Genomic DNA, 25218 nt, shown 5'->3' on the forward strand with positions numbered 1-25218 from the left:
AATCTGAGCCATGATCAAACTCTTCAGTTCAAACATCTTTGGGTTTTGAGAAAACCCTAAACTTGGCTCAGCAATCGTTGGTTACATCTTTGATTTCTCGCGGAGTAACTTGTGATGCTGATAATCTGTTGACTAGCAGTCTGACTCCACAAGCACCCACACGAATTGCTTGATTCAGTTGTTAAAGAGCGGCTGGTTAAGATCTTTCGTCTCAACCGAGGTGCGCATCTTACAGCGCATCTTTTCAATTTGCAACCTTAAAAGTTTCTGATTTTTCAACAAAATCAACTACTTAAGCCAAGAGCAACATCAAACTGCTCGTTAGCGGGAGGCGAATAGTACAGGATTAAAATGCGTGGTCAACCCCCCACCTGAAAATTCTTCTTCCCTACCAAAGCACCCGGGTTGCCACCACGAGAACCTCCAGCATCTATATAAAGCACTGGGGCAGCAGCGAACCCAAACCACGTCGCCTGGACATATAGATACAACAATGGTGAGAAAGCCCTGCGGTAAATGGATACCCGGGGGATCCCAAGAGCATGACGGGTATCGCGTCAAAAATGCCGGGACACGAAATGCCCCGACCAACATGACAGAAACGAAAAAGCCCCTGAAATGTTTAACCATCTCAGGGGCTTAGTCTTATTCAATAATGGCGGAGAGATAGGGATTCGAACCCTAGGTACCGGTGAAGGTACAACGGATTTCGAATCCGTCCCATTCGGCCACTCTGGCATCTCTCCAACGGCGCGCATCATAACAACACTTTCGCAGGAAGCGAACCCCCTAAGCGAAATATTTCTGTGCTATCAGATGCTTGCGTCGATTAAAGCGGTACGCCCAGGCGATTGGCGACTTCTTCGTAGGCTTCGATGACGTCACCGAGGCCCTGACGGAAGCGGTCCTTGTCCATTTTCTTGCCGGTGGCCTTGTCCCACAGACGGCAGCCGTCCGGGCTGAATTCGTCGCCCAGCACGATGGAGCCATCGTGGAACACGCCGAATTCCAGCTTGAAGTCGACCAGCAGCAGGCCGGCGTCGTCGAACAGCTTGTTCAGCACTTCGTTGACCTTGAGCGACAGCTCTTTCATGCGAACCAGTTGCTCGGCGGTGCCCCAACCAAAGGCCACGACGTGGGATTCGTTGATGAACGGGTCGCCCTTGGCGTCGTCCTTCAGGAACAGTTCGAAGGTGTAGGGGTTGAGCTTCATGCCCTCTTCGACACCCAGACGCTTGACAAGGCTGCCAGCGGCGTAGTTACGCACGACGCACTCGACCGGGATCATGTCGAGCTTCTTCACCAGGCATTCGTTGTCGCCCAGCAATTTGTCGAATTGGGTCGGCACGCCGGCCGCTTCGAGCTTCTGCATGATGAAGGCGTTGAACTTGTTGTTCACCATACCTTTGCGGTCGAGCTGTTCGATACGCTTGCCATCGAACGCCGAGGTGTCGTTGCGAAACAGCAGGATCAAACGGTTAGCGTCGTCGGTCTTGTAAACCGACTTGGCTTTGCCGCGGTAGAGTTCTTCACGTTTTTCCATGATGGGCTCCGCTTGCTAAGTAGATGGGCTAGGCGATGTGACGCCAGTCGAGCCCTGAATCTTGATCGGCCAGTTGCAGCCAGTCCGGGTCGCACCCGAGGGTGTCGACAAAACATTGCCGGGCCAGCCGCGGCAGGTTGTTCTTGCTGCTCAGATGGGCCAGGACCAGGTGTTGCAGGTCTTTCCAGCCCAGCTCGGCCACCAGGAATGCCGCCTGGTGGTTATTCAAATGTCCCAATTCACCACCCACCCGCTGCTTGAGAAAGTACGGGTAATGACCGCGAGCCAGCATGTCACGGCAGTGATTGGACTCGATCATCAACGCATCGAGGTCCCGATAGCCGTCCAGCACCTTGTCACAATACGAGCCCAGGTCGGTCAACAGGCCGAAGCGCCGTAAACCGTCACTGAACACATATTGCGTCGGTTCTTGTGCATCGTGGGCCACGGCAATGACACCGATGCTCAAGTCGCCGATTTGCAACTGCTCGCCGCCGGCCAGAAAGCCTGCGGGTTCAATCGGTTTGCGCATCCCGCGCAAGGTCCCGCGACTGAGGTAGACAGGCAGATTGTAGCGCCGAGACAGCAAACCCACGCCATGCACGTGGTCGGCATGTTCGTGGGTCACGAGTATCGCGCTCAACTGCGCAGGGTTCACACCCAGGCGCAGCAGGCGTTTTTCGGTTTCCCGCAGGGAAAAACCACAATCCACCAATACGTACGTATCAGCGCTGGCTATCAGCGTGCCGTTCCCTTGACTGCCGCTGCCGAGAACGGCAAAACGCATAGGATCAGCCCAGGTTGTCCTGAATCTTGCTCAACACTTTACGCGCCACATCTGCCGGCGCCACGGTGTTGATGTTTTTCTCGACGGTGACCTGTACGTTCTCGCCAACCTTGCTCAGGCGAACCTGATAACGCTCGGCGCGGGCGTCAAGCTCTTCCTTGCTCGGCGCGCTGCCGAACAGGCTGCTGAAGAAGCCTGGCTTGTCGTCTTTGCTCTCGGCTTTTTCGGCCAGGTTGATGTAGTACAGGCCCAGGCTGCGGTTGATGTCTTCAACACGCCATTCGCCCTGTTCCAACGCACGACCGACGCTCGACCAGGCACGATCCAGATCGGTACCGACGTTCAGCACAGGGTTGCCGCTGCCGTCTTCACTCAGGCTGACACGACTTGGCGCGTCGAAATCACGCGAAGCCAGCATGGAGACCGAACCGCCCTTCTCCGAGATGCGGCTCATGCTCGCGAGCATGTCGTCGACCAGTGCCGCGTCCAGGCCAGTGTTGACCGAACGGTTGGTGAAGGCCACGTCGGCGGTGCTGCCGGCAGGACGCTCGGCGCTGACCACATAGACTTCACTGGTATTACGCTGCACGCCCGGCTCAATGCGCACCCGCACGCGGGTTTCGCTGTCCGTGCTGACGCCGGCTGCGCTCAGGCGCTTGGCCATGGCCGCGGACAGTTCATCGGAATGCTGCCAGGTCGTGGTGAATTCGCCGGTTTGCGGACGCTGTTCATCCAGACGGAAACCGTTGTCCTGGAAGAACTGAACGGCTACAGGCCAGATTTCGGCCGGTGGATTTTGCGCCAGGATCGAGCGCGAATCACCGCTCTTCTGCAGGGAGTACGGACTGGCGTCGACCCCAGCCGTCAATGGCTGCGGACGAGGAACGATGTATTCGCCCTTGACGGTGTCATCGGCCACGTTGCGCGGGATCGGCAACAGCGGATCCAGACGCTTGGCGGTACGGACATCCTGCGGTATTTGCATCGGTGCAGTCTGTTGCGCTTCCAGGTAATCGCTACCACGGTCACGGAAATAACCTTCCGGGCCCCAGATCCATCCGCAGCCACTGGTGCTGGAGATAATCAAGGCAAGTGCGGAAAGTCCGGCCATTCGCTTCATGCGTTGTACTTCCTCAATTAAACCAGGACGCCGCACTGGCGCAGGGCCGTGCGCAGCGTTTCGTGACAAGGTGCGCTCAGCCAGGTCAACGGCAGGCGAATGCCTTCGTGCATCAGGCCCATCTCAACCAAAGCCCACTTCACCGGAATCGGGTTGGCTTCGATGAACAGGTCCTTGTGCAGCGGCATCAATTTTTCGTTGATTGCCCGGGCGGTCTCGGCATCCCCCTTGAGGGCGGCCTCGCACAGATCGGCCATTTCACGTGGAGCGACGTTGGCGGTGACGGAGATGTTGCCCTTGCCGCCCATCAGAATCAGCTCGACAGCGGTCGGATCATCGCCGGAAAGGACGATGAAGTCCTTGCTTACGCCATCGAGGATGGCCTTGGCGCGCTTGAGGTCGCCGGTCGCCTCCTTGATACCGATGATGTTCGGCACGGTGGACAGGCGGATCACGGTTTCGGCCTGCATGTCGCAGGAGGTGCGGCCGGGAACGTTATAGAGAATCTGCGGGATGTCGACCGCTTCTGCGATGTGTTTGAAGTGCAGGTACAGGCCTTCCTGGGTCGGCTTGTTGTAGTACGGCACGACCAGCAGGCAGGCATCGGCGCCGGCTTCCTTGGCGTTACGGGTCAATTCGACGGCTTCGCGGGTCGAGTTGGCGCCGGTACCGGCGATCACCGGAATGCGGCCATTGACCTGCTTGACCACAGCGCGGATGACTGCGATGTGCTCGTTGACGTCGAGGGTTGCCGATTCGCCGGTGGTGCCGACGGCGACAATGGCATGGGTGCCGTTTTCAAGGTGGAAGTCCACGAGTTTGCTGAGGCTGTCCCAGTCAAGACGCCCCTGTGCATCCATGGGTGTGACCAGTGCCACCATACTGCCCGCAATCATGAAACCGCTCCTGCCGGAAAAAGAGAGCCGTAATGGTACTGGCGCCAAGTTGCTTGCACAAGCGAAGTACTGTGCTGCCGCCATTCCCCTTGGCGCCGGTTTTCGCTACCCTTCAGACTTTGATCGGTACAGACAAGCTCGTCCGTCGGGTTTCAGCCTCCATTTTCGGCATCACAAGCCCTGATCCAGCGTTGCCGCCTCTCGCTCCCGCCCCGCCGGAGCACGTCGCAACCTGCCGCTTGGGGTTTTCTGAATTCGCATCCGCAGGCTGGCTCCCGACAAAACGCCCTCTGGACGTATCGACCGCTCATCGCTTTAGGAATGCTGCATGTCCACCCCCACAGTTCGCGAACAATTCCTTGTTATCAGTGCCCTCGGCGCCAACCCCATGGAGCTGACCAACGTCCTGTGCCGCGCCAGCCATGAAAACCGCTGCGCCGTTGTCACCTCTCGCCTGACCCGTCATGGCGAATGCAGTGCCCTGGTGCTGGAAATCTCCGGTAGCTGGGATGCCCTGGCGCGCCTGGAAGGCAGCCTGCCAGTATTGGCCAAGCGGCATGCGTTCACGGTCAACGTGGTGCGCAGCGCGGCCCTGGAAAACCGCCCCCAGGCCCTGCCGTACGTCGCTTATGTCAGCTCGGCCTACCGCTCGGACATCATCAACGAGCTGTGCCAGTTCTTCATGGACCACAATGTCGAGCTGGAAAACCTGACCTGCGACACCTACCAGGCTCCGCAGACCGGCGGCACCATGCTCAACGCCACGTTTACCGTGACCTTGCCGGCCGGCGTGCAAATCAGCTGGCTGCGCGATCAGTTCCTGGATTTTGCCGACGCGCTGAACCTAGATGCCCTGATCGAACCCTGGCGCCCACAGAACCCAATGTAAGGAAGCTTTCATGGCCGTTGCCATCGACCAACCGGTTGCCGATTTCGAAGCCCCCGCCACCAGCGGGCAAGCCGTCAGCCTCGCTGGCCTGAAAGGCAAGCAGGTGGTGATCTACTTCTACCCCAAGGACAGCACGCCGGGCTGCACGACCGAGGGGCAGGGTTTTCGTGATCAATACGCTGCGTTCAAGGCCGCCAATACCGAAGTGTTCGGTGTGTCTCGCGACAGCCTGAAATCCCACGAGAACTTCAAGTGCAAACAGGAATTCCCCTTTGAGCTGATCAGTGACAAGGACGAAGCCATCTGCCAGCTGTTCGACGTGATCAAGCTGAAAAAGCTCTACGGCAAGGAATACATGGGCGTGGATCGCAGCACGTTCCTGATCGACGCCAACGGCGTGCTGCGTCAGGAATGGCGCGGCGTGAAGGTGCCGGGGCATGTTGATGCCGTTTTGGCGGCTGCTCAGGCCCTGAGCAAAGCCTGATTTTTGAGCGCCCTTTCGGACGCCATCGCGAGCAAGCTCGCTCCCACATTGGTTTTGTGTCCACCACAAACCATCTGTGGGAGCGAGCTTGCTCGCGATGAGGCCCTTCGCTTCAGCTCATAAATCCACTTCGTGAATTAAAGCAACGGCGCCACCACCGGCTCCTTGCGCGGCCACGCATCCAGTACGGCCTTGAACAGTGTTGCCAGGGGAATCGCAAAGAACACTCCCCAGAAGCCCCACAACCCGCCAAACAACAGCACCGCGCAGATGATCGCCACCGGGTGCAGGTTGACCGCCTCCGAGAACAGCAAGGGCACCAGCACGTTGCCATCCAGCGTCTGAATGATCCCGTAGACCGCCATCAAGTATATGAACTGATCGCTCCAGCCCCACTGGAACAGAGCAATCAGAAACACTGGCACGGTCACCACCACGGCGCCGACATAAGGCACCACCACCGATATCCCCACCAGCAATGCCAGCAGCGCCGCGTAGTTGAGCTCAAGAACAACGAAGGCGATGTAGGTCACGCCACCGCAAATGAAGATTTCGATGACCTTGCCGCGAATGTAGTTGGCTATCTGCCGGTTCATTTCATGGGCGACCCGGGTGATCAACGCCCGCTCACGGGGCAGGTAACCGCGCACCCACTGGCCGATCATGGCCCGATCCTTGAGGAAGAAAAACACCAGGATCGGCACCAGCACCAGATAGATCATGATGTTTACAAGCAATGGCAGGCTCGATAGCGAGAACGTGAGCGCCCACTGACCAAACTTGCCGATTTCGCCCCGCGCCACTTCAATGGCCCGCAGCACTTGCTCATCGGATACCAGGTGCGGATAGCGCTCAGGCAGCAGCAACAAGAGTGACTGCCACTTGGCAAGCATGCCGGGCAACTCGTTGAACAAAGTAATCAGTTGGTGCCACAGCAATGGCACGACAACCACGATGAATACCAGCAACAATCCCATGAATAACGCAAAGACCATCCCCACCGCGACCCAACCCGGCACGCGCAGGCGCTCGAGGGTCACCACCAGCCCCTGCATCAGATACGCCAGCACCATGCCCGCGAGCACCGGCGCCAGCATACCGCCCAGGGTCAGTACGACGGTGAATGCCAGAAACAGCAGGACAGCCAGCACCACCGCTTCTTCATCGGAGAAATAGCGCTGAATCCAGTCGCGTAACACTTTGAACATCAATAATCCTTAGGAGCAAACGCAGTCGACTTCAAGCCTTTTTCAACCAGTAGCGGTAAACACCCGCGTCATCTTCTTCACGAAGCAGGGTATGACCGGCCAATCGGGCAAAGGTGCGAAAGTCGCGCTGCGAACCCGCATCGGTGGCGATGACCTTGAGTACCGCACCACTGGCCAGCCGGTTGAGCTCCATCTTGGCCTTGAGCAACGGTAACGGACAGTTCAGGCCGCTGGCGTCCAGTTCAACGTCATGCTCTACAGCGTCGGTCATTGCATCACTCCGGGTCAGGTGGTTGAGTTGCCTAGAATATCTGGTCGCAACGCCGGTGTCCGGCTACAGTAAGGTCTTTGTCGACTAAGGCTTTGTGCATGACCTTTTTGCGCCCTACCCTGCTGACGCTCGCTTGCCTGCTCGCCTCACCGGGCTTCGCCGACGACCTGCCGTCACTCGGCGACGCCAGTTCTGCCATTGTCTCACCGCAACAGGAATACCAGCTCGGCCGGGCCTGGCTGGCCATGTTGCGCAGTCAGGTTTCGCAGCTCAACGACCCGCAACTCAAGGATTACGTGGAATCCAGCGTCTACCGACTGGTCGAGACCAGCCAGGTCACTGACCGGCGACTGGAATTCATCCTGATCAACAGCCCGCAGCTTAACGCCTTTGCCGCGCCGGGCGGGATCGTCGGGGTGAACGGAGGTTTGTTCCTCAACGCCCAGACCGAAGGCGAATACGCTTCGGTAATGGCGCACGAATTGGCTCACTTGTCGCAGCGCCACTTTGCCCGGGGTGTCGAAGCGCAACAACGCATGCAAGTCCCCATGATGGCTGCATTGCTGGCCGGTATCGTGATTGCAGCCGCGGGCGCCGGTGACGCCGGGATCGCGGCCATTGCCGGCACACAGGCTGCGGCCATTCAGGAACAGCGTCGATTCTCCCGCCAGAACGAACAGGAAGCCGACCGCATCGGCATTCTCAATCTGGAAAAGGCCGGTTATGACCCCCGTTCGATGCCCACCATGTTCGAGCGCCTGGGGCGTCAGTATCGCTACGATGCCAAGCCACCGGAATTCCTGCTGACTCACCCGGTCACCGAATCGCGTATCGCCGACACCCGCAACCGCGCCGAACTAGCACCACAGGGTGGCATCGAAGACAGCATGCGCTATCAACTGATCCGCGCGCGCGTCCAGTTGATCTATGAAGAAACCCCGGGGCTCGGTGCCAAGCGCTTCCGCGCCCAGCTCGACGAAAACCCGAAAAGCGACGTGGCGCGCTACGGCCTGGCAATTGCCCAGATCAAGGGTGGCCAACTGAACGAAGCACGGGAAAACCTCAAGTTGCTGCTGGCCAAGGCACCCAACGAGATCATCTACAACCTGGCTCAGGTCGACCTGGACATCACCAACAATCGCCTGCCGGACGCCCAGTCCCGGGTTGAGCGGTTGATGGCCCAGTACCCTGGCAACTATCCGCTGAATCAGGCGCGCGTCGACCTGCTGCTGAAGCAGAACCGCGCCGCGGATGCGGAAAAAGCCCTCGAAAGCCTGCTCAAGTCGCGTCCGGATGACCCGGACGTGTGGTATCAGGTTGCCGAGACGCGCGGCCTGTCGGGCAATATCATCGGCCTGCACCAGGCTCGCGCCGAATACTTTGCGCTGGTCGGGGACTACAAACAGGCCATTCAGCAACTGGACTTCGCCAAACGCAGGGCTGGCAGCAACTTCCCGCTGTCTTCGCGGATTGACGCGCGGCAACGCGAGCTGATGGAACAGGAGCGCATGATCAAGGACATGATGGGCTGACGCCCCGGCGACAAAAGCTCCGAACACAAAAAAACCGCCTCTTTCGAGGCGGTTTTTTATTCAACCAACAAAAACCGGGTTATTCAGCCAGCTTGAAGGTGATGAAGCTCGCACGCCCCTGACGCAGTACCCGCATCGACACCGAGCGGTTCTTTGGCAGCGCCTTGGCGATGTCCGCGAACTCCTTGGTAGAACCGATGGCCTGGTTGTTCAGGTGGGTGATCACATCACCCGGCTGCAGGCCGATCATGGCGGCCGGGCCGTCCTGCACTTCCTTGATCAGCACACCACCTTTGAGGTCGTAGGTTTTCTTCTGCTCGTCAGTCAGCTCGACCACGGAAACACCCAGGCGATTACTGCTGCGCTCGATGCTGGATTTTGGCAGCGCGTCCAGCTCCTTGCCTTCTTCCGGAATCGCGCCGACCGTCAATTCGACATTCTTGCGCTTGCCGTCACGAATCACTTCCAGATCGGCCTTGGTGCCAGCCTTCAACGCACCAACGAGGTGCGGCAGGTCGGCCGACATAACGATTGGCTGACCGTTCATGCTCAGGATCACGTCGCCCACTTGCAGACCACCCTTGGCAGCCGGACCATCATCCTGGATTTGGGCAACCAGCGCACCGGCCGGCTTCTCCAGACCGAACGACTCGGCCAGGTCCTTGCTCACCTCCTGAATCACGACGCCCAGCCAGCCACGGCTGACCTTGCCACCGGACTTCAGCTGATTGGAAACATCCATGGCCACGTCGATCGGGATTGCAAACGACACGCCCATGAAGCCACCGGAGCGGGTATAGATCTGCGAGTTGATCCCGACCACCTCACCATTCAGGTTGAACAGCGGGCCGCCCGAGTTACCCGGGTTGATCGGCACGTCGGTCTGGATGAACGGCACATAGTTTTCGTTCGGCAGGCTGCGACCGACGGCGCTGACGATGCCTTGGGTCACTGTGTGGTCAAAGCCGAATGGCGAACCGATCGCGACAACCCATTGGCCGGCCTTCAGGTCCTGGGATTTACCGAGCTTGAGCACGGGCAGATCCTTGCCTTCGATTTTCAGCAGCGCCACGTCTGAACGTGGATCGGTACCAATCAGCTTGGCTTTCATTTCGCTGCGATCAGCCAGACGGACGAGGATTTCGTCAGCATCGGCGATCACGTGGTTGTTGGTCAGGATATAGCCATCGGAAGAGATGATGAAACCCGAGCCCAGGGAAGTCGCCTCGCGCTGGCGGTCGCGAGGTGAGCGCGATTGTGGCGGCATGCCTCGTTCGAAGAATTCGCGCAGCATCGGCGGCAAGCCTTCGAGGTCGGGCATTTGCTGGCTGACTTTGCGATCCGGCAGCTTTTGCGTGGTACTGATGTTCACGACCGCAGGCGAGGCCTGTTCGACCAGTTGCGTAAAATCAGGCAACTCGACCGCTTGGGCGGTGACCGCCTGACCGAGCACCAGCACGGTGGCAATAATGGAAAGGTAGGACTTCAAGCGAGGTATCGACATACGGCTCCCGTTACGACGAGCAGGGTTAAGCGATATGGAGCAAGGAACACCGGGAACAATACGCCGGTATTTTTGTTCCGGGAACAACAAACAAGGCCAGAGCCGAGGGGCTCTGACCTATAAGAAATTTACGGGATTTTTGCAAATTGAAATGCTCACGAAACATTTCGAATTCAGCTCACTGCTTGGTTGCAGCGGCGTCGGTGCGCATCGAAAGCGCTATCCGTTCAGCAGTACCGACCGGTATCTCGCCGACGACGGTGACCATCATGTCACCCTGTGCCGTGGCCAGGCGCCGGGAAACCGCAACGGTCGGCCCCAACTGAGTACGGGTGTCGGTGACTGTTGCGCCATTCAACGGCTCGAGGAATACCGAAAAGCGCGTCAGACCATCGTCATACATCAGGCTATTGACCTGGGTCTTGGTCTGCGGATCCTTGCGAGCGGTGCTGCTGGTCAGCTCGAAGCCGGGCGGCAACCAGTCGGAACGCCAGACCTGGGCAGACTTGACGGCAGAAGCCTTGTCACTTTCGAGATTGACTGGCTTGCAATCATTACTGGCCTGCAGGTCTTTTTCGGAAGGAACGTCAGCGGTATCCAGTTGCGTGAACTGGAAGCGCTCCAACAACCGTCCCTTGTCGTCCAATAGCAAGGACTTCAAAGGCAGGCCGGTCTCTTTGTCCAGATGCAGTTCAAAACCGTAGCGGTGCTGATCGCGTGGTGTCAGCGATACGATCACCGCCGAACGCCCGGCGACACGCGACTTGCCGATGATGGCGAGGTCATACCAATTCTTGAGCTTTTGAGGATCGAGTGCACGGGCAGCGGAGTTCGGGGAGTCCCCAAGCCCTGCTATCAGTGTGCCGCTGACGCATTGGGTTTGCCCATCAATGCGAACGACCTCCTGAGCGGAACCGTCAAGCTGGATCAATCGCTCGCGGACCTTTCCATCCTGGACGCGGTGCCAGATGTTATGGGTAGAAAAACTACCGTTACGCTCGTAGACGAAAGCACCCTGAAAGCTTTGCTGCTGCTCTGCCTGGCCCAGGCGGGTCAACCAGTCCTGAGCTTCATCGGCTTGGGCTGGAACGATGAACCAGCCGCTGAGCAGAAGCGAAAGTAGAGGTATGGCGCGCATGATCCTCCTTAACGGTTTTCCAGGCTTGCGGCACGAGCGTAAGGCAGAGCGCTCTCAGTGCCTTTCAGTGCAGCCTGTTGTGCGTGTTGGCGCAAGTAACCTGGCAGACGCTGATCGTGCCAGCCTGGTTGACCTTGCAATACGCCGCTGGCCATTGGGCCGGTAGCATCCGAACTCTCATTGTAGCCTGCCAAAACGGCTGGGCCTTTTACTTGAGGAGCGGCCAGCGCGGGTTGACTGGATTGCTGGGCCAGTTCGACACCGGCGATCTCATCCTGGTTGTACAGACGCACACCGGCCAGCACCGCCAGGGTCACGGAAGCTGCGACCGCCAGACGACCCAGGCTGCGCCATGGACCACGGGAGGCTTTTGCCGGTACGGCTTCGTCAGCCAGGGCAGCAGAAACAGCCGCGGCGATGTCCAGGCGTGGAAGCAGCAGATCCTTGTGCATCACTGCCCGAGCGATCTGATAACGAGCCCATGTTTCACGGGTTTCAACATCGTCACAGGCATTCAATACCCGACGCAATTCCAATTCGTCCGCTTCGTTATCCATCACTGCGGACAGCGATTCCTGCAGGGCTTCACGACTCATGGCGTTCCTCTCTTGGCTGTCGCCGCTGTCTTTAGTTTTCCTGCAACAACGGCTGCAGGGCTTTGTCGATGGCCTCCCGGGCGCGGAAGATCCGGGAGCGCACGGTGCCTACCGGACACTGCATGACGCTCGCAATGTCCTCGTAACTCAGACCATCAAACTCACGTAAAGTTAAAGCCGTACGCAAATCTTCCGGCAGTTGCTGAATGGTTCGATGGACGGTGCCTTCGATCTCATCCCGCAGCAAGGCCCGCTCTGGCGACTCGAGATCCTTGAGGCCATGATCGCCATCGTAGAACTCTGCATCCTCGGAACTGACATCGCTATCCGGCGGCCGACGGCCGCGTGAAACCAGATAGTTTTTCGCCGTGTTGATGGCGATGCGGTAAAGCCACGTATAAAACGCGCTGTCTCCGCGAAAATTTCCAAGTGCACGGTATGCCTTGATAAAGGCTTCTTGTGCCACATCCTGGGCTTCATGGGTGTCGTGCACGAAACGCACGATCAACCCGAGAATTTTGTGCTGGTATTTCAGCACTAGCAGATCGAAAGCACGCTTGTCGCCGCGCTGAACGCGCTCGACCAGTTGCTGATCCTCTTCCTGGGTTAGCATGAACACTCCTCGATGAGCTCGGAGGAGGATTGCAGAAGTAAACCACCAGACTTGCAAACATAGACTCGGGCTTTTCGCAAAAGTTCTCCCCCTCCAGGCAAGTTTCCTGCGGGCTCTGATTTGGCACGCACGAAAAGCGCAGCGCGAGTTGACCCGGCTGCGCGGATAATCTTGTCATCGGATTCTTCAGCAGGGATCGAACTGCAATCCTCCACTGAAGCCGACACTGTCCCTTGTTTCAGGCAACCGTCTATTGATCTTGGCCCTTTGGCAAAAGTTCCAAATATTTATAGTTGCACCGAACCGACATTGTGCAACCGTGAAGGGAAAAAGACTGTTAAATCGGCGATACAGTCATTCTCGCGCCCAACGGGCAGAAAAACATCCGACGAAGCGACCGATGTTTTGCGTCACAGTAGTTTCACAATGCCATGCTAGCTCGGGTATTGTGCCGCTCCCCCCCTCTATATACTAGTGGCTGTGCGGCTGCCTTGACTCGCCTGTCCAGCTGCGCCACCCCCGATCCGGGTCGCTTTGAGCGGAATCCTGAAATGAGCCAACAGTTTCAACACGATGTTCTGGTAATTGGCAGCGGCGCTGCCGGCTTGAGCCTTGCGCTGACCTTGCCCGGTCATTTGCGCATTGCCGTACTGAGCAAGGGCAACCTCGCCAATGGCTCGACTTTCTGGGCCCAGGGCGGCGTTGCGGCCGTGCTGGACGACACCGACACCGTTGAATCCCATGTCGATGACACACTCAATGCCGGCGGCGGCCTGTGTCATGAGGACGCCGTGCGCTTCACCGTCGAGCACAGCAGAGAAGCGATTCAATGGCTGATCGACCAAGGCGTGCCCTTTACCCGCGATGAACAGTCGAGTACCGAAGATGGCGGGTTCGAGTTCCACCTGACCCGCGAGGGCGGTCACAGCCATCGGCGCATCATCCACGCCGCCGATGCCACCGGCGCTGCCATTTTCACTACCCTGCTCGACCAGGCCCGGAAACGACCGAACATCGAACTGCTGGAACAGCGGGTTGCGGTTGACCTGATCACCGAGAAACGCCTGGGACTCGAAGGTGATCGCTGCCTCGGCGCCTATGTGCTCAATCGCGGCACCGGCGAAGTCGACACCTACGGCGCGCGCTTTGTGATCCTCGCCTCCGGTGGTGCGGCCAAGGTTTACCTGTACACCAGTAACCCTGACGGCGCCTGCGGCGATGGCATTGCCATGGCCTGGCGCTCGGGCTGCCGGGTGGCGAACCTGGAATTCAACCAGTTCCACCCTACTTGCCTGTATCACCCGCAAGCCAAGAGTTTCCTGGTCACCGAAGCCCTGCGAGGCGAAGGTGCCCACCTCAAGTTGCCCAACGGCGAGCGCTTCATGCAGCGCTTCGATCCTCGGGCCGAGTTGGCGCCACGGGACATCGTCGCCCGGGCCATCGACCATGAAATGAAGCGCCTGGGTATCGATTGCGTCTATCTGGACATCAGCCACAAGCCCGAAGCCTTCATCAAGACGCACTTCCCGACGGTGTACGAACGCTGCCTGGAATTTTCCATCGACATCACCAAACAACCGATTCCGGTGGTCCCGGCGGCGCACTACACCTGCGGCGGCGTGATGGTCGATCAACAGGGCCGCACCGATGTGCCGGGGCTGTACGCCATTGGCGAAACCAGTTTCACCGGCCTGCACGGCGCCAACCGCATGGCCAGCAACTCGCTGCTGGAATGTTTCGTCTATGCCCGCTCGGCGGCAGCGGACATTCTCGAACAGCTGCCCCTGATTCCGATGCCAACCCCCCTTCCCGCCTGGGATGCGAGCCAGGTCACCGATTCCGATGAAGACGTGATCATTGCGCACAACTGGGATGAACTGCGGCGATTCATGTGGGACTACGTTGGCATCGTGCGCACCAATAAGCGTCTGCAACGGGCGCAACACCGCGTGCAACTGTTGCTGGATGAAATCGACGAGTTCTATAGCAACTACAAGGTCAGCCGGGATTTGATCGAGCTGCGCAACCTGGCCCAAGTGGCCGAGCTGATGATTCTCTCAGCCATGGAGCGCAAGGAAAGCCGTGGCCTGCATTACACCCTCGACTACCCGAACCTGTTGCCAGTCGCGCTGGACACTATTCTGGTGCCACCCACCTACGTCGGCTGAATTTGAGCCGGACCCGCAGGCGTCGGTGCACATCCGCCGCCTGCGCGTCCCGGGGCACGCAAATGGCCCGGACCCTGCGCTCACCACGTAGTCGGAAACGCAGTACCACCACCAACGGCAGCGCCAGGCTGTCCGGCCTCAATTGCACGGGCTGCCAACCCTTGGCCCGACTCCACAACTGCCAGCCATCGGCGTCGCGCCGCAAGCCGCAAAAGGCCTGCGGGTGGGTCAGCAGGATTTGCCGGGGCAACAGCCAGACTCCGTGAGCCACGCACAGCACGACGCCGAGCGCGCTGGCCCAGACCGGAATTGACAGTAAAGACAACGAACCCAACGCGAACAGCTGGGCCAGAAGATACGCCGCCAGCAACTGCCGCGAGGCATGCCAGCGGCATTCGAACCCATTACTTGGGCTGGACACGATCCAGGATCATGCGAACCATGCGTTGCAGCTCAGGATCTTCCGATTCGCTGCGTTCCATGAACCAGCCGAACATGTCCTGATCTTCGCATTCGAGCAACCTGACGTAGCAGGCGCGATCAACCTCGTTGAGGTGCCGATAAACCTCTTTCACAAACGGCACCAGCAACACGTCAAGCTCAAGCATGCCGCGGCGGCTGTGCCAGTAGAGGCGATTCAGTTCAACATCTTCAACCATGGAGCGCTCCTCAAATAGGCCGCAAGTATACAGGCCCGCGTCCCGTCGAACAGTCGGCTTTGGTCGGGCACCGGTGATCCTTTGTGAACTACCCATTTCCAAGGCGCCCCCTTATGATGTCCGCCAGACTCTTTACCCTGCGATGACCCATGGCCGATTCTGCTTTTTTCTGCACCCTTTCTCATGAAGGTGTTCTCGCGGTCCGCGGCGCGGACGCCAGCAAATTCCTGCAAGGCCAACTGACCTGCAACCTCAACAACCTGAGCGATTCCCGGGCCAGCCTCGGTGCGCGCTGCACGCAAAAAGGCCGGATGCAATCGAGTTTCCGCATCCTGCTCGAAGGGGACGGCGTGGTCCTGGCCATGGCCACCGAATTGCTCGAACCGCAATTGGCGGACCTGAAAAAATACGCGGTGTTTTCCAAGTCGAAACTGACCGACGAAAGTGCCTCTTGGGTCCGCTTCGGCGTTGACCATGGCGATACTGCATTGGCCAGCCTCGGCCTGGACCTGCCGGCAGAAACCGACAGCGTCGTGCGCAACGATGGGCTGATCGCCATCCGTGTCTCGCCTGAACGCGCCGAACTGTGGGTCGCCGCCGGTCAAGCCGATGCGGTCAAAGGCAAGCTGTCGGCAGTACTGAGCGAAGGCGATCTGAATCAATGGCTGCTAGGCCAGGTCCGCGCAGGGATCGGCCAGGTCATGCCCGGCACCCGCGAATTGTTCATCCCGCAGATGCTCAACCTGCAAGCGGTCGGTGGCGTGAGTTTCAAGAAAGGTTGCTACACCGGGCAGGAAATCGTCGCGCGGATGCAGTACCTGGGCAAACTCAAGCGCCGCTTGTATCGCCTGCAACTGGCTGCTGGCGAACTGCCTGAACCGGGTACCCCGCTGTTTTCCCCGACCCACGGCAGCTCCATCGGCGAAGTGGTGCTGGCTGCCCGCGCCGGGCAAGACATTGAACTCCTGGCGGTGTTGCAAGCCGAAGCAGCAGACAGTGGGGACGTCCACCTGGGCGCGCTCGAAGGGCCGTCCTTGCAGCTGCTCGACTTGCCTTATGAACTGGACCGCGATCGCGAAATCCAGCAATAACGGCAACACTTGGCGCGACACCTAGAGAGACTAAATGAGCGAGCTGGCGGAAAAGGTCCAAAAGGATTTGGTTGAGGCCATCAATAACGATGACCTGGTTCTGCCAACGTTACCGGAAGTGGCCCTGCAGATTCGCAAGGCCGCGGAAAACCCGGAAGTCAGCGTCAGTACCCTGAGTAAAGTGATCGGCCGTGATACCGCGCTGTCGGCTCGCCTGATCAAAGTGGTCAACAGCCCACTGTTGCGCGCGACCCAGGAAGTGACCGATCTGCATACCGCGATCACCCGCCTGGGCATCAACTACAGCTGTAACCTGGCGATCGGCCTGGTCATGGAGCAGATTTTCCATGCCCGGTCCGACGTGGTGGAACAGAAGATGCGCGATGTCTGGCGTAAAAGCCTGGAAATCGCCGGCGTCAGCTACGCCCTGTGCCGCCGCTACACCCGACTCAAGCCCGATCAGGCGGCCCTTGGCGGGCTGGTGCACCAGATCGGCGTGTTGCCGATCCTGACCTACGCCGAAGATCACTATGAGCTGCTGTCCGACCCGGTCAGCCTCAACCATGTGATCGACCGGATTCATCCGCTGATCGGCGAAAAACTGCTCAGGGTCTGGGAATTTCCCGACATGCTGGTGCAAGTGCCGCGGCTGTATCTGAACTTCAAGCGCCAGTCTGCGCAGGTCGATTATGTGGATCTGGTGCAGGTGGCCAGTCTGTATTGCCTGCAGGACACCGACCACCCGCTCGCCCGTGCCGATGCGTTGAATGTACCGGCCTACAAGGCACTCGGAATCGACTTTGATGACAAAGTGATGTGCGCTGACCTGGAAGAAACACGCACGATGTTTTACTGATAAAGACCGCGTTGCCCCCTTCGCGAGCAAGCCCGCTCCCACATTTGATCTGCGGCGACTCGGTTCAATGTGGGAGCGGGCTGGCTCCGGGCGGCGTTCCGACGAAGGGGCCTGAACAGACGCTGCATCACTCCCCCGCGATAAAACTCACCCGCACCTTCAACCCTGCGTGCTCACCGTCATGCAGGCTGATCTGCGCCAGATGCGCGCGGCAGATCTCACCGACAATCGCCAACCCCAATCCGGAACCGGCCACTTGCTGATTGCGTCGGTAAAAGCGCTCGAATACCCGATCGCGCTCCTCGAGAGGTATGCCGGGGCCATCATCTTCGACTTCCAGCACGGCGGGCGTCGAGACCCGCAGAATCACGTTGCCACCCGGCGGCGTGTGAGCCAGTGCGTTATCCACCAGATTGCTCAGCAGTTCGTTCAATAGCGTCGGTTCGCCCCGCAGCCAGACCGGCTCATCCGCCTCCAGCGCCAGCGCGATACCACGCTTGTGGGCCAACGGCGCCATGGCCATGCCCAGCTCTCGAGCCAACTGACTCAGGTCGAGTAACTGCGCGCCGCCCTCGGCAATCGCCCTGGCGCCATTTTCGACCCGCGCCAGGGAAAGCAACTGATTGGCCAGATGGGTCAAGCGATCAGTGCCTTGGGCGGCGCTCTCCAGCGTGCTGCGCCAGGTATCGGGCTCGGCTGAGCGCATGCCCAGCTCCAGTCGCGCCTTGAGCGCCGCCAGCGGCGTGCGCAGTTCGTGGGCGGCATCGGCGATGAATTGCGCCTGCTTCTCGAACTGCCCGCGCAAGCGCTCGGTAAAGTGATTGAGTGCGCGCACCAGCGGCCACAATTCGCGCTGCACTTCCACCAACGGCAAGGGGCGCAGATCGTCCGGCTGGCGCTCTTCCACCGCCGTGCGCAAGCGCTCCAGCGGACGCAACGCGGCACTCACCGCAAACCACACCAACATCAAGGCCCCACCCGCCAGCATGCCCAGGCGCAGCAGAGTATCTGTCGCCAGGCTGCGGGCCATGCTGACGCGCGCCTCATCGGTTTCCGCCACGCGAATTTCCGCCATGCCGTTCATGTTCGGCTCACTCACGGGTTTGAGCAGGCTCACCACGCGCACGTTCTGCCCGCGATACTGGGCGTTGTAGAAGCGTGCCAGCGCCGGATAGTCATCGGTGCGCGGCGTTCCCGGCGGTGGCGCCGGCAGGTTTTCGTAACCGGAAATCAGCTTCTGATTGATGTCATTGACCAGGTAGAAAATTCGCCCGGCACTGTCGTAGGCAAAAGTATCGAGGGCCACGTAAGGCACGTCGGCACTCAGGGTGCCGTCGCGCTGGGAGACGCCGGCGGCGATGGTTCGCGCCGAGGCCAGCAGGGTCCGGTCATAGGCCGTGTCGGCGGCTTCGCGGCCGTTCCAGTAGGCGCTCAAACCACTGGCCAGCATCAACACCACCAGCAGCAGCGCCAGGTTCCACAACAACCGCCAGCGCAGGCTGCTGGGCTTATGCATCGCGGCTTTCCAGCAAATAACCGAGGCCGCGGAAGGTCACGATGGCGACCGGCTGGCCGTCGAGCTTCTTGCGCAGGCGGTGCACGTAGATTTCGATGGCATCGGGGCTGGCCTCTTCATCGAGACCGAACACTTGCGACGCCAGCTGCTCCTTGCTCATCACCCGACCGGGGCGCGCGATCAGGGCTTCGAGCACGGCCTGTTCGCGGGAGGTCAGGGTCAGCAATTCTTCGCCGAGGGTGAAACGCCGGGTTTCCAGGTCATAGGCCAGCACACCGCAACGCTGAATGCGCTCACCACCCAGCACGCTGCGGCGCAACAAGGCTTTGACCCGGGCTTCGAGTTCGGTCAGCTCGAACGGCTTGGCCAGGTAGTCATCGGCGCCGAGGTTCAGGCCGTGGACCCGGTCCTTGACGTCGCTGCGGGCGGTCAGCATCAACACCGGCAGGTTCTTGCCCCGCGCCCGCAAACGCGCCAGCACTTCGAAACCATCCATGCGCGGCAAGCCGACGTCGAGGATCGCCATGGCGTATTCCTCGCTGCCCAGTGCCAGGTCGGCTGCCACGCCATCGTGCAGAACGTCCACGGTCAGCCCGGTGCTCTTGAGCGCCTGAGCGACACTTTCGGCGAGCTGCAAATGGTCTTCGACGAGCAGGACACGCATGGATCTTTACCTCATTCCGGGATGGTCGACGCCATTCTCTGGCGCGAAGTTTACAGCCGCAACCGCCGCTGTGAAGCCCGAAAACTGTGAAAGTCAGCTGAAAGGTTAGCGAAAGGTTAGCCCGTTACAGTCCAGCCACGGACAGTTTCGACTGCCGTCGCTGCAGCCACACAGCGATACGAAAAACGCCTCGAAGCGTTTTCGACAAATAAGAACAATAAACGGAGTAAGTCATCCATGCAGTCCCTGCAGACCCAGGCTATCGCGCCTGCCCGCCTCTCCCGTTTCAGCCACACTGCGCTTGCCAGCGCTGCCGCCCTTGCCGGCTTTTCACCGTTGAGCCAGGCCGCATTCTTCGAAGACAGCTCGGCCACTTTCGAAACCCGCAACATGTACTTCAATCGCGATTATCGCGACGGTACCAGTGCCCAACAGTCCAAGCGTGACGAGTGGGCCCAGGGGTTCATGCTCAATCTGAAATCAGGCTACACCGACGGCACCGTGGGGTTCGGTGTCGATGCGCTGGGCATGATGGGGGTCAAGCTCGACTCGAGCCCAGACCGTACCGGTACCGGTCTGCTGCCGACCGACGATGGGCGCGCCGTGGACGAATACTCCAAGCTCGGCCTGACCGGCAAAATGAAAATCTCCGCCAGCGAGCTGAAAATCGGCACCCTGATTCCGGAACTGCCGATCCTCAAGCCCAACGACGGGCGCATCCTGCCGCAGACCTTTGAAGGAGGCATGCTGACATCCAAAGAGATCAAGAACCTGACCTTCACCGGCGGGCGTCTGGATAAAGCCAAGGACCGCGACAGCACCGACTTCGAGGACATCGCCCTCAACAACAAGAACGGCCGTTTCGCTGGCACCGTGGCCGGCAAGCATTTTGATTTTGGCGGCCTGGACTACAAGCTCACCGACAAGATCACCGGCAGCTACCACTTCGCACAACTCGATGAAGTCTACAACCAGCATTTCCTTGGTTTGATCGCCTCGCAGCCATTCGGCCCCGGCACCTTTGGCACCGACCTGCGGTTTGCCATCAGTGACGACCAGGGCGAGGCCCGTGGCGGCCCGATCGACAACAAATCTCTCAACGGCCTGGTGAGTTACGCCTTGAGCGGGCACAAGTTCAGCGCGGGCTACCAGCACATGTCCGGCGACAGCGCGTTCCCGTATGTGGATGGCGCCGACCCGTACCTGGTGAACTTCGTGCAGATCAACGACTTTGCCGGGGCCGACGAGCGCTCCTGGCAAGCGCGTTATGACTTCGACTTCGTCACCCTCGGCGTCCCTGGCCTGACCTTCATGAGCCGTTACGTGAGCGGTGACAACATCAAGCTCAAGAACGGAGACGAAGGCAAAGAATGGGAACGCAACTCCGAGATTAAATATGTTGTACAAAGCGGCGCGCTCAAGGATGTCGCCGTGCGTCTGCGCAATGCCACCTACCGCTCCAACTACTCTGCTCGCGATGCCGATGAAGTGCGTCTGCTGGTGAGCTATAGCGTTGCCCTTTGGTAATTCAGTGCGTCAATAACAACAACTCCCAAGGAGACTTGAATGAACCTGTCAATGCGTAAACTAGCCCTCGCCGCCAGCGTCCTGCTGTTCGCCGGCCATGCGCTTGCCGAACCAAAGCGCCCGGAATGCATCGCCCCGGCCTCGCCCGGCGGTGGTTTCGACCTGACCTGCAAACTGGCGCAAAGCGCGCTGGTCAACGAAAAACTGCTGACCAAACCGATGCGCGTGACCTACATGCCCGGCGGTGTCGGCGCGGTGGCGTACAACGCGGTGGTCGCCCAGCGTCCGGCCGATGCCGGCACCCTGGTGGCCTGGTCCAGTGGTTCGCTGCTGAACCTGGCTCAAGGCAAGTTCGGTCGTTTCGATGAAACCAACGTGCGCTGGCTCGCTGCCGTCGGCACCAGCTACGGCGCCATCGCGGTGAAGAGCGATTCGCCCTACAAGACCCTCGACGACCTCGTTCAGGCACTGAAGAAAGATCCGAGCAAAGTGGTGATCGGTTCCGGCGGCACCGTCGGCAGCCAGGACTGGATGCAAACCGCGCTGATCGCCAAGGCCGCCGGGATCAATCCCCGTGACCTGCGTTACGTTGCCCTCGAAGGTGGCGGCGAGATTGCCACCGCCCTGCTCGGCGGCCACATCCAGGTCGGCAGCACCGACATCTCCGACTCCATGCCGCACATCCAGAGCGGCGACATGCGCCTGCTGGCGGTGTTCTCCGACAAGCGCCTGGACGAGCCGGAAATGAAGGACATTCCGACCGCCCGCGAGCAAGGCTACGACATTGTCTGGCCAGTGGTGCGCGGCTTCTACCTCGGGCCAAAAGTCAGCGATGAAGACTATGCCTGGTGGAAGGACTCCTTCGACAAGCTGTTGGCATCACCCGAGTTCGCCAAGCTGCGCGATCAGCGTGAACTGTTCCCGTTTGCCATGACCGGCCCGGAACTGGACACCTACGTGAAGAAGCAGGTTGCGGACTACAAAGTGCTGGCCAAAGAGTTCGGCCTGATCCAGTGATCGCCTCTGTCTAGCGGCTGCGGCTCCGCTTGGCGGAGTCGCGGCACAGGAGTTCCCCCATGCTCTTACAACGCATTTTTGCTTCGGTGCTGTTGCTGGTCTGTTTAGGCCTGGCGCTCATGGCATGGCCGTACCAAGCGGCTTTTTCCTACGAACCGGTGGGGCCTCGGGCCTTTCCGCTGTTGATGCTTGGCCTGATGGGCTCGGCGCTGTTGTACATGGTGTTCCGTCCGGCACCGATCAAGCACAGTGCTGACGAGCCACCACTGGATCGCGAAACCCTGACCAAAATCGGCATCTGCGTGGCGCTGTTGCTGGTGTTCGCCGGCACTTTCGAACCCCTGGGTTTCATCGTAGCCAGCATCCTGATCGGCGTGCCCATGGCACGCCTGTATGGCGGTCGCTGGGTGCCAAGCATCGTGATCATCAGCCTGATGGCCGTCGGCCTTTACCTGCTGTTCGACAAGTTGATGGACGTGCCGCTGCCGCTTGGCGTGCTCGACGTTCTGGAGAACTGATATGGATACTCTTGGCTATTTGGGTCAGGGTTTCGGCGTCGCGCTGAGCCCGTACAACCTGGTGACTGCACTGTGCGGCACCCTGATCGGCACCGTGGTCGGCCTGTTGCCGGGCCTGGGGCCGATCAACGGCGTGGCGTTGCTGATCCCGATCGCATTCGCCCTCGGCCTGCCACCGGAGTCGGCGCTGATCCTGCTGGCGGCGGTGTACCTGGGGTGCGAATACGGCGGCCGGATCAGCTCGATCCTGCTGAACATCCCGGGCGAAGCATCCACCGTGATGACCACCCTCGACGGTTACCCGATGGCCCGCAAAGGCCTGGCCGGTGTGGCGCTGTCGCTGTCGGCATGGAGTTCGTTCATCGGTGCCTTCATCGCCACCTGCGGCATGGTGCTGTTCGCCCCGCTGCTGGCAAAATGGGCGATTGCCTTCGGCCCGGCGGAATATTTCGTGTTGATGGTGTTCGCGATTGTCTGCCTCGGCGGCATGGCCGGTGACCGTCCGCTGAAGACGTTCATCGCGGCGCTGATCGGTCTGTTCCTGTCGACCGTCGGCATCGACGCCAACAGCGGTGTGTATCGCTTCACCGGGGACAACATCCACCTGACTGACGGCATCCAGTTCGTCGTGCTGGTGCTGGGCCTGTTCTCCATCAGCGAAATCCTTCTGCTGCTGGAAAAAACCCATCACGGCCAGGAAGCAGTGAAAGCCACCGGCCGCATGATGTTCAACTTCAAGGAAGCGGCGTCGGTGTTCGTGGTGAACATCCGTTGCGGCGTTCTGGGTTTCATCATGGGCGTGTTGCCGGGTGCCGGTGCGACCCTGGCCAGTGCCGTGGCCTACATGACCGAAAAACGCATGGCGGGTGCCAAGGGTACTTTCGGCCAAGGCGACATGCGCGGCCTCGCGGCGCCAGAAACCGCCATCGGTGGCGCAGCGTGCGGTGCGCTGGTGCCGATGCTGACCCTCGGCGTTCCAGGTTCCGGCACCACGGCGGTGATGATCGGCGCACTGTCGCTGTACAACATCACTCCGGGCCCGCTGCTGTTCCAACAGCAACCGGACATCGTCTGGGGCCTGATCGCCTCGTTGTTCATCGCCAACGTGATGCTGGTGATCCTCAACATCCCGATGATCCGCATCTTTACCCGCATCCTCGCCGTGCCAAACTGGGCACTGGTACCGGTGATCGCGATCATTACCGGGATTGGCGTCTACGCGGTGCACGCGACAACGTTCGACCTGTTCCTGATGATCGGCATCGGCATCTTCGGTTATATCCTGCGCAAGCTGGACTTCCCGCTGTCGCCGGTATTGCTGGGCTTCATCCTCGGAGGTTTGATGGAGCAGAACCTGCGCCGTGCCCTGTCGATTTCCAACGGTGCGCTGGAAATCCTCTGGTCGAGCCCGATCACCTTCGGTTGCTGGGTGCTGACGGCGATCATGCTGCTGATGCCGCTCATCCGCATCTGGCGCAAACGTTCGGCCGCGCAACGCGTTATCGCCGATGTCTGATCGGTCCCCCTTCAAACTCTGGTGGGGAACCCCGCTGGTCGGCCTGTTTGGCGGTTTCCTCGCTAGCCAGGTCGGCTGGCCTTTGCCGTGGATGGTCGGCTCGTTGCTGGCGATCATCCTCGTGCGTTGCCTGACACCCTGGCAATTGGCGGAAATCCCTGGCGGCCGCAAGTGCGGCCAGTGGATCGTCGGTATCGGTATTGGCCTGCATTTCACTCCAGTGGTGATGGAGCAGGTACTCAGTCATTTCGGTCTGATCTTCTTCGGTGCGTTGGTCACCAGCCTGTCGGCGGTCGTCGGCGTGTGGCTGATGCGCCGCACCGGTGAAGATCGCGCCACGGCGTTCTTTTCCAGCATGCCCGGCGGTTCCGGGGAGATGGTCAACCTCGGCGCCCGCAATGGTGCGGTGCTCAGCCGTGTGGCGGCGGGGCAGAGTTTGCGGGTGTTGGTGGTCGTACTCTGCGTACCGGCAGCCTTCAAGTATTTGTTGGGCGACGGTGCGCCGATTTCCCACGTTGGCAGCATCGATTGGCGCTGGCTGGCGGTGTTGTTTCCTGCGGGTGCGTTGGCGGCCTGGATCTGGGAGCGCCTGCGTCAACCCAACCCCTGGCTGTTCGGGCCGCTGCTGGTCAGCGCGGCAGTCAGCATCGGCTGGGATCTGCACATCGGTTTGCCCAATGGCGGCAGCCAGATTGGCCAATGGTTGATCGGTAGCGGTCTGGGCTGTCACTTCAACCGGCAGTTTTTCCGGCGTGCGCCATCGTTCATGGGGCGCACCTTGATCGGCACGGTGTTGACCATGTTGATCGCTACGGCGGCGGCATTGGGTTTGAGTGCACTGACCCATCTGGATCTGCGTTCACTGACATTGGGCATGATGCCGGGCGGTATTGCCGAGATGAGCCTGACGGCGGAAACCCTGCAACTGTCGGTGCCGCTGGTGACGGCGATGCAGGTGATGCGCTTGTTGTTTGTGCTGTTTCTGGCGGAGCCGTTGTTCAAGTATTGGAACCGGAATCCGGATTCAGTCTGATAGGCCGAGTTGCCTTTTTCGCGAGCAAGCCCGCTCCCACAGGGTTCGCGTGATCCTTGTGGGAGCGGGCTT

The 25218-nt window shown here is 59.8% G+C and carries 25 protein-coding genes and 1 tRNA gene; 11 read left to right on the forward strand and 15 right to left on the reverse strand.

Going from position 1 to position 25218, the window contains the following annotated elements; all coding sequences use genetic code 11:
• Positions 1 to 656: 656 nt before the first annotated feature.
• The 5 genes from KGB28_RS14265 to dapA form a co-directional block, all read right to left on the reverse strand.
• Positions 657 to 746, reverse strand: a tRNA-Ser gene (locus KGB28_RS14265).
• Between the two features lie 83 nt (positions 747 to 829).
• Complete coding sequence (gene purC / locus KGB28_RS14270; protein ID WP_093413164.1) at positions 830 to 1543, reverse strand: phosphoribosylaminoimidazolesuccinocarboxamide synthase; 714 nt, start codon at positions 1541 to 1543, stop codon at positions 830 to 832.
• A gap of 28 nt (positions 1544 to 1571) precedes the next feature.
• On the reverse strand, positions 1572 to 2330 hold the full coding sequence (locus KGB28_RS14275; RefSeq protein ID WP_095945094.1) for an MBL fold metallo-hydrolase: 759 nt from the start codon (positions 2328 to 2330) through the stop codon (positions 1572 to 1574).
• A 4-nt stretch (positions 2331 to 2334) separates the two neighbouring features.
• Positions 2335 to 3450: an outer membrane protein assembly factor BamC gene (gene bamC / locus KGB28_RS14280; RefSeq protein ID WP_223445996.1), complete on the reverse strand. Its 1116-nt coding sequence runs from the start codon at positions 3448 to 3450 to the stop codon at positions 2335 to 2337.
• Positions 3451 to 3467: 17 nt separating this feature from the next.
• Complete coding sequence (gene dapA, locus KGB28_RS14285; RefSeq protein WP_223445998.1) at positions 3468 to 4346, reverse strand: 4-hydroxy-tetrahydrodipicolinate synthase; 879 nt, start codon at positions 4344 to 4346, stop codon at positions 3468 to 3470.
• 328 nt (positions 4347 to 4674) lie between these two features.
• Here dapA and KGB28_RS14290 point away from each other — a divergent pair, with 328 nt between their 5' ends.
• Positions 4675 to 5235 (forward strand): glycine cleavage system protein R, encoded by a 561-nt coding sequence (locus KGB28_RS14290; RefSeq protein ID WP_007979776.1) that lies wholly within the window; start codon positions 4675 to 4677, stop codon positions 5233 to 5235.
• Between the two features lie 10 nt (positions 5236 to 5245).
• Positions 5246 to 5719, forward strand: coding sequence for a peroxiredoxin (locus tag KGB28_RS14295; protein WP_223445999.1), 474 nt, complete (start codon positions 5246 to 5248; stop codon positions 5717 to 5719).
• A gap of 137 nt (positions 5720 to 5856) precedes the next feature.
• On the opposite strand, the gene KGB28_RS14300 is transcribed toward KGB28_RS14295, so the two are convergent.
• Together KGB28_RS14300 and KGB28_RS14305 are read right to left on the reverse strand one after the other, a co-directional pair.
• On the reverse strand, positions 5857 to 6927 hold the full coding sequence (locus KGB28_RS14300) for an AI-2E family transporter (protein WP_223446001.1): 1071 nt from the start codon (positions 6925 to 6927) through the stop codon (positions 5857 to 5859).
• A 31-nt stretch (positions 6928 to 6958) separates the two neighbouring features.
• Entirely contained in the window at positions 6959 to 7198 is a 240-nt protein-coding gene (locus tag KGB28_RS14305) for a sulfurtransferase TusA family protein (protein WP_007996208.1), read from the reverse strand.
• Positions 7199 to 7296: 98 nt separating this feature from the next.
• On the opposite strand from KGB28_RS14305, the gene KGB28_RS14310 reads away from it, so the two are divergent.
• Positions 7297 to 8730, forward strand: a complete 1434-nt coding sequence (locus tag KGB28_RS14310; RefSeq protein ID WP_223446003.1) for a M48 family metalloprotease — start codon at positions 7297 to 7299, stop codon at positions 8728 to 8730.
• Between the two features lie 79 nt (positions 8731 to 8809).
• On the opposite strand, the gene KGB28_RS14315 is transcribed toward KGB28_RS14310, so the two are convergent.
• The 4 genes from KGB28_RS14315 to rpoE form a co-directional block, all read right to left on the reverse strand.
• Positions 8810 to 10234: a DegQ family serine endoprotease gene (locus KGB28_RS14315; RefSeq protein WP_150727529.1), complete on the reverse strand. Its 1425-nt coding sequence runs from the start codon at positions 10232 to 10234 to the stop codon at positions 8810 to 8812.
• A gap of 178 nt (positions 10235 to 10412) precedes the next feature.
• A complete protein-coding gene (locus KGB28_RS14320; protein WP_223446004.1) occupies positions 10413 to 11372 on the reverse strand; it encodes a MucB/RseB C-terminal domain-containing protein in 960 nt (319 codons plus the stop codon).
• A gap of 8 nt (positions 11373 to 11380) precedes the next feature.
• Positions 11381 to 11968, reverse strand: a complete 588-nt coding sequence (locus KGB28_RS14325) for a sigma-E factor negative regulatory protein (RefSeq protein ID WP_223446006.1) — start codon at positions 11966 to 11968, stop codon at positions 11381 to 11383.
• Positions 11969 to 11999: 31 nt separating this feature from the next.
• Positions 12000 to 12581 (reverse strand): RNA polymerase sigma factor RpoE, encoded by a 582-nt coding sequence (rpoE, locus tag KGB28_RS14330; RefSeq protein WP_003172477.1) that lies wholly within the window; start codon positions 12579 to 12581, stop codon positions 12000 to 12002.
• Between the two features lie 551 nt (positions 12582 to 13132).
• Here rpoE and nadB point away from each other — a divergent pair.
• Positions 13133 to 14749, forward strand: coding sequence for an L-aspartate oxidase (gene nadB / locus KGB28_RS14335; protein WP_150727532.1), 1617 nt, complete (start codon positions 13133 to 13135; stop codon positions 14747 to 14749).
• On the opposite strand, the gene KGB28_RS14340 is transcribed toward nadB, so the two are convergent.
• Both KGB28_RS14340 and KGB28_RS14345 read right to left on the reverse strand, forming a co-directional pair.
• Positions 14718 to 15170, reverse strand: a complete 453-nt coding sequence (locus KGB28_RS14340) for a protein YgfX (protein ID WP_223446008.1) — start codon at positions 15168 to 15170, stop codon at positions 14718 to 14720. The two genes, nadB and KGB28_RS14340, sit on opposite strands and share 32 nt — an antisense overlap.
• Positions 15154 to 15408, reverse strand: a complete 255-nt coding sequence (locus tag KGB28_RS14345; protein ID WP_057716026.1) for a succinate dehydrogenase assembly factor 2 — start codon at positions 15406 to 15408, stop codon at positions 15154 to 15156. Before KGB28_RS14345 ends, KGB28_RS14340 begins: the two co-directional genes overlap by 17 nt.
• A 149-nt stretch (positions 15409 to 15557) precedes the next feature.
• On the opposite strand from KGB28_RS14345, the gene KGB28_RS14350 reads away from it, so the two are divergent.
• Complete coding sequence (locus KGB28_RS14350; RefSeq protein WP_223446010.1) at positions 15558 to 16499, forward strand: YgfZ/GcvT domain-containing protein; 942 nt, start codon at positions 15558 to 15560, stop codon at positions 16497 to 16499.
• Positions 16500 to 16533: 34 nt separating this feature from the next.
• Positions 16534 to 17355 carry an HDOD domain-containing protein gene (locus tag KGB28_RS14355; protein ID WP_223446012.1) on the forward strand — a complete coding sequence of 274 codons (822 nt, stop codon included), beginning with the start codon at positions 16534 to 16536 and terminating at the stop codon, positions 17353 to 17355.
• A 127-nt stretch (positions 17356 to 17482) separates the two neighbouring features.
• Here KGB28_RS14355 and KGB28_RS14360 read toward each other — a convergent pair whose 3' ends face one another.
• Positions 17483 to 18871 carry a sensor histidine kinase gene (locus KGB28_RS14360; protein ID WP_223446014.1) on the reverse strand — a complete coding sequence of 463 codons (1389 nt, stop codon included), beginning with the start codon at positions 18869 to 18871 and terminating at the stop codon, positions 17483 to 17485.
• Positions 18864 to 19535, reverse strand: a complete 672-nt coding sequence (locus KGB28_RS14365; protein WP_007979804.1) for a response regulator — start codon at positions 19533 to 19535, stop codon at positions 18864 to 18866. Before KGB28_RS14365 ends, KGB28_RS14360 begins: the two co-directional genes overlap by 8 nt.
• A gap of 237 nt (positions 19536 to 19772) precedes the next feature.
• Here KGB28_RS14365 and KGB28_RS14370 point away from each other — a divergent pair, with 237 nt between their 5' ends.
• From KGB28_RS14370 to KGB28_RS14390, 5 genes are read left to right on the forward strand one after another with little or no spacing between them, the layout of a single operon-like run.
• A complete protein-coding gene (locus KGB28_RS14370) occupies positions 19773 to 21062 on the forward strand; it encodes an OprD family porin (RefSeq protein WP_223446016.1) in 1290 nt (429 codons plus the stop codon).
• 39 nt (positions 21063 to 21101) lie between these two features.
• Positions 21102 to 22079 (forward strand): Bug family tripartite tricarboxylate transporter substrate binding protein, encoded by a 978-nt coding sequence (locus KGB28_RS14375; protein WP_223446017.1) that lies wholly within the window; start codon positions 21102 to 21104, stop codon positions 22077 to 22079.
• Between the two features lie 59 nt (positions 22080 to 22138).
• Positions 22139 to 22597, forward strand: a complete 459-nt coding sequence (locus KGB28_RS14380; protein WP_223446019.1) for a tripartite tricarboxylate transporter TctB family protein — start codon at positions 22139 to 22141, stop codon at positions 22595 to 22597.
• Position 22598: 1 nt separating this feature from the next.
• On the forward strand, positions 22599 to 24113 hold the full coding sequence (locus KGB28_RS14385; RefSeq protein WP_056720684.1) for a tripartite tricarboxylate transporter permease: 1515 nt from the start codon (positions 22599 to 22601) through the stop codon (positions 24111 to 24113).
• Positions 24106 to 25146 (forward strand): AbrB family transcriptional regulator, encoded by a 1041-nt coding sequence (locus tag KGB28_RS14390; RefSeq protein WP_223446021.1) that lies wholly within the window; start codon positions 24106 to 24108, stop codon positions 25144 to 25146. The genes KGB28_RS14385 and KGB28_RS14390 overlap by 8 nt, the downstream gene beginning before the upstream one ends.
• Positions 25147 to 25218: the final 72 nt, after the last annotated feature.

The organism is Pseudomonas sp. BF-R-19 (assembly GCF_019956445.1).
GTDB classification, from domain to species: domain Bacteria; phylum Pseudomonadota; class Gammaproteobacteria; order Pseudomonadales; family Pseudomonadaceae; genus Aquipseudomonas; species Aquipseudomonas fluorescens_BH.

Bases quoted from the DNA above. Each gene is read 5' to 3' on its own strand.
- KGB28_RS14275 (WP_095945094.1), bottom strand. From the start codon at position 2,330: ATGCGTTTTGCCGTTCTCGGCAGCGGCAGTCAAGGGAACGGCACGCTG.
- KGB28_RS14380 (WP_223446019.1), top strand. From the start codon at position 22,139: ATGCTCTTACAACGCATTTTTGCTTCGGTGCTGTTGCTGGTCTGTTTA.
- KGB28_RS14355 (WP_223446012.1), top strand. From the start codon at position 16,534: ATGAGCGAGCTGGCGGAAAAGGTCCAAAAGGATTTGGTTGAGGCCATC.
- KGB28_RS14310 (WP_223446003.1), top strand. From the start codon at position 7,297: ATGACCTTTTTGCGCCCTACCCTGCTGACGCTCGCTTGCCTGCTCGCC.
- KGB28_RS14385 (WP_056720684.1), top strand. From the start codon at position 22,599: ATGGATACTCTTGGCTATTTGGGTCAGGGTTTCGGCGTCGCGCTGAGC.
- nadB (WP_150727532.1), top strand. From the start codon at position 13,133: ATGAGCCAACAGTTTCAACACGATGTTCTGGTAATTGGCAGCGGCGCT.
- KGB28_RS14375 (WP_223446017.1), top strand. From the start codon at position 21,102: ATGAACCTGTCAATGCGTAAACTAGCCCTCGCCGCCAGCGTCCTGCTG.
- purC (WP_093413164.1), bottom strand. From the start codon at position 1,543: ATGGAAAAACGTGAAGAACTCTACCGCGGCAAAGCCAAGTCGGTTTAC.
- KGB28_RS14315 (WP_150727529.1), bottom strand. From the start codon at position 10,234: ATGTCGATACCTCGCTTGAAGTCCTACCTTTCCATTATTGCCACCGTG.
- KGB28_RS14345 (WP_057716026.1), bottom strand. From the start codon at position 15,408: ATGGTTGAAGATGTTGAACTGAATCGCCTCTACTGGCACAGCCGCCGC.
- KGB28_RS14390 (WP_223446021.1), top strand. From the start codon at position 24,106: ATGTCTGATCGGTCCCCCTTCAAACTCTGGTGGGGAACCCCGCTGGTC.
- KGB28_RS14305 (WP_007996208.1), bottom strand. From the start codon at position 7,198: ATGACCGACGCTGTAGAGCATGACGTTGAACTGGACGCCAGCGGCCTG.
- KGB28_RS14350 (WP_223446010.1), top strand. From the start codon at position 15,558: ATGGCCGATTCTGCTTTTTTCTGCACCCTTTCTCATGAAGGTGTTCTC.
- KGB28_RS14290 (WP_007979776.1), top strand. From the start codon at position 4,675: ATGTCCACCCCCACAGTTCGCGAACAATTCCTTGTTATCAGTGCCCTC.
- KGB28_RS14300 (WP_223446001.1), bottom strand. From the start codon at position 6,927: ATGTTCAAAGTGTTACGCGACTGGATTCAGCGCTATTTCTCCGATGAA.
- KGB28_RS14360 (WP_223446014.1), bottom strand. From the start codon at position 18,871: ATGCATAAGCCCAGCAGCCTGCGCTGGCGGTTGTTGTGGAACCTGGCG.
- dapA (WP_223445998.1), bottom strand. From the start codon at position 4,346: ATGATTGCGGGCAGTATGGTGGCACTGGTCACACCCATGGATGCACAG.
- bamC (WP_223445996.1), bottom strand. From the start codon at position 3,450: ATGAAGCGAATGGCCGGACTTTCCGCACTTGCCTTGATTATCTCCAGC.
- rpoE (WP_003172477.1), bottom strand. From the start codon at position 12,581: ATGCTAACCCAGGAAGAGGATCAGCAACTGGTCGAGCGCGTTCAGCGC.
- KGB28_RS14365 (WP_007979804.1), bottom strand. From the start codon at position 19,535: ATGCGTGTCCTGCTCGTCGAAGACCATTTGCAGCTCGCCGAAAGTGTC.
- KGB28_RS14295 (WP_223445999.1), top strand. From the start codon at position 5,246: ATGGCCGTTGCCATCGACCAACCGGTTGCCGATTTCGAAGCCCCCGCC.
- KGB28_RS14320 (WP_223446004.1), bottom strand. From the start codon at position 11,372: ATGCGCGCCATACCTCTACTTTCGCTTCTGCTCAGCGGCTGGTTCATC.
- KGB28_RS14325 (WP_223446006.1), bottom strand. From the start codon at position 11,968: ATGAGTCGTGAAGCCCTGCAGGAATCGCTGTCCGCAGTGATGGATAAC.
- KGB28_RS14370 (WP_223446016.1), top strand. From the start codon at position 19,773: ATGCAGTCCCTGCAGACCCAGGCTATCGCGCCTGCCCGCCTCTCCCGT.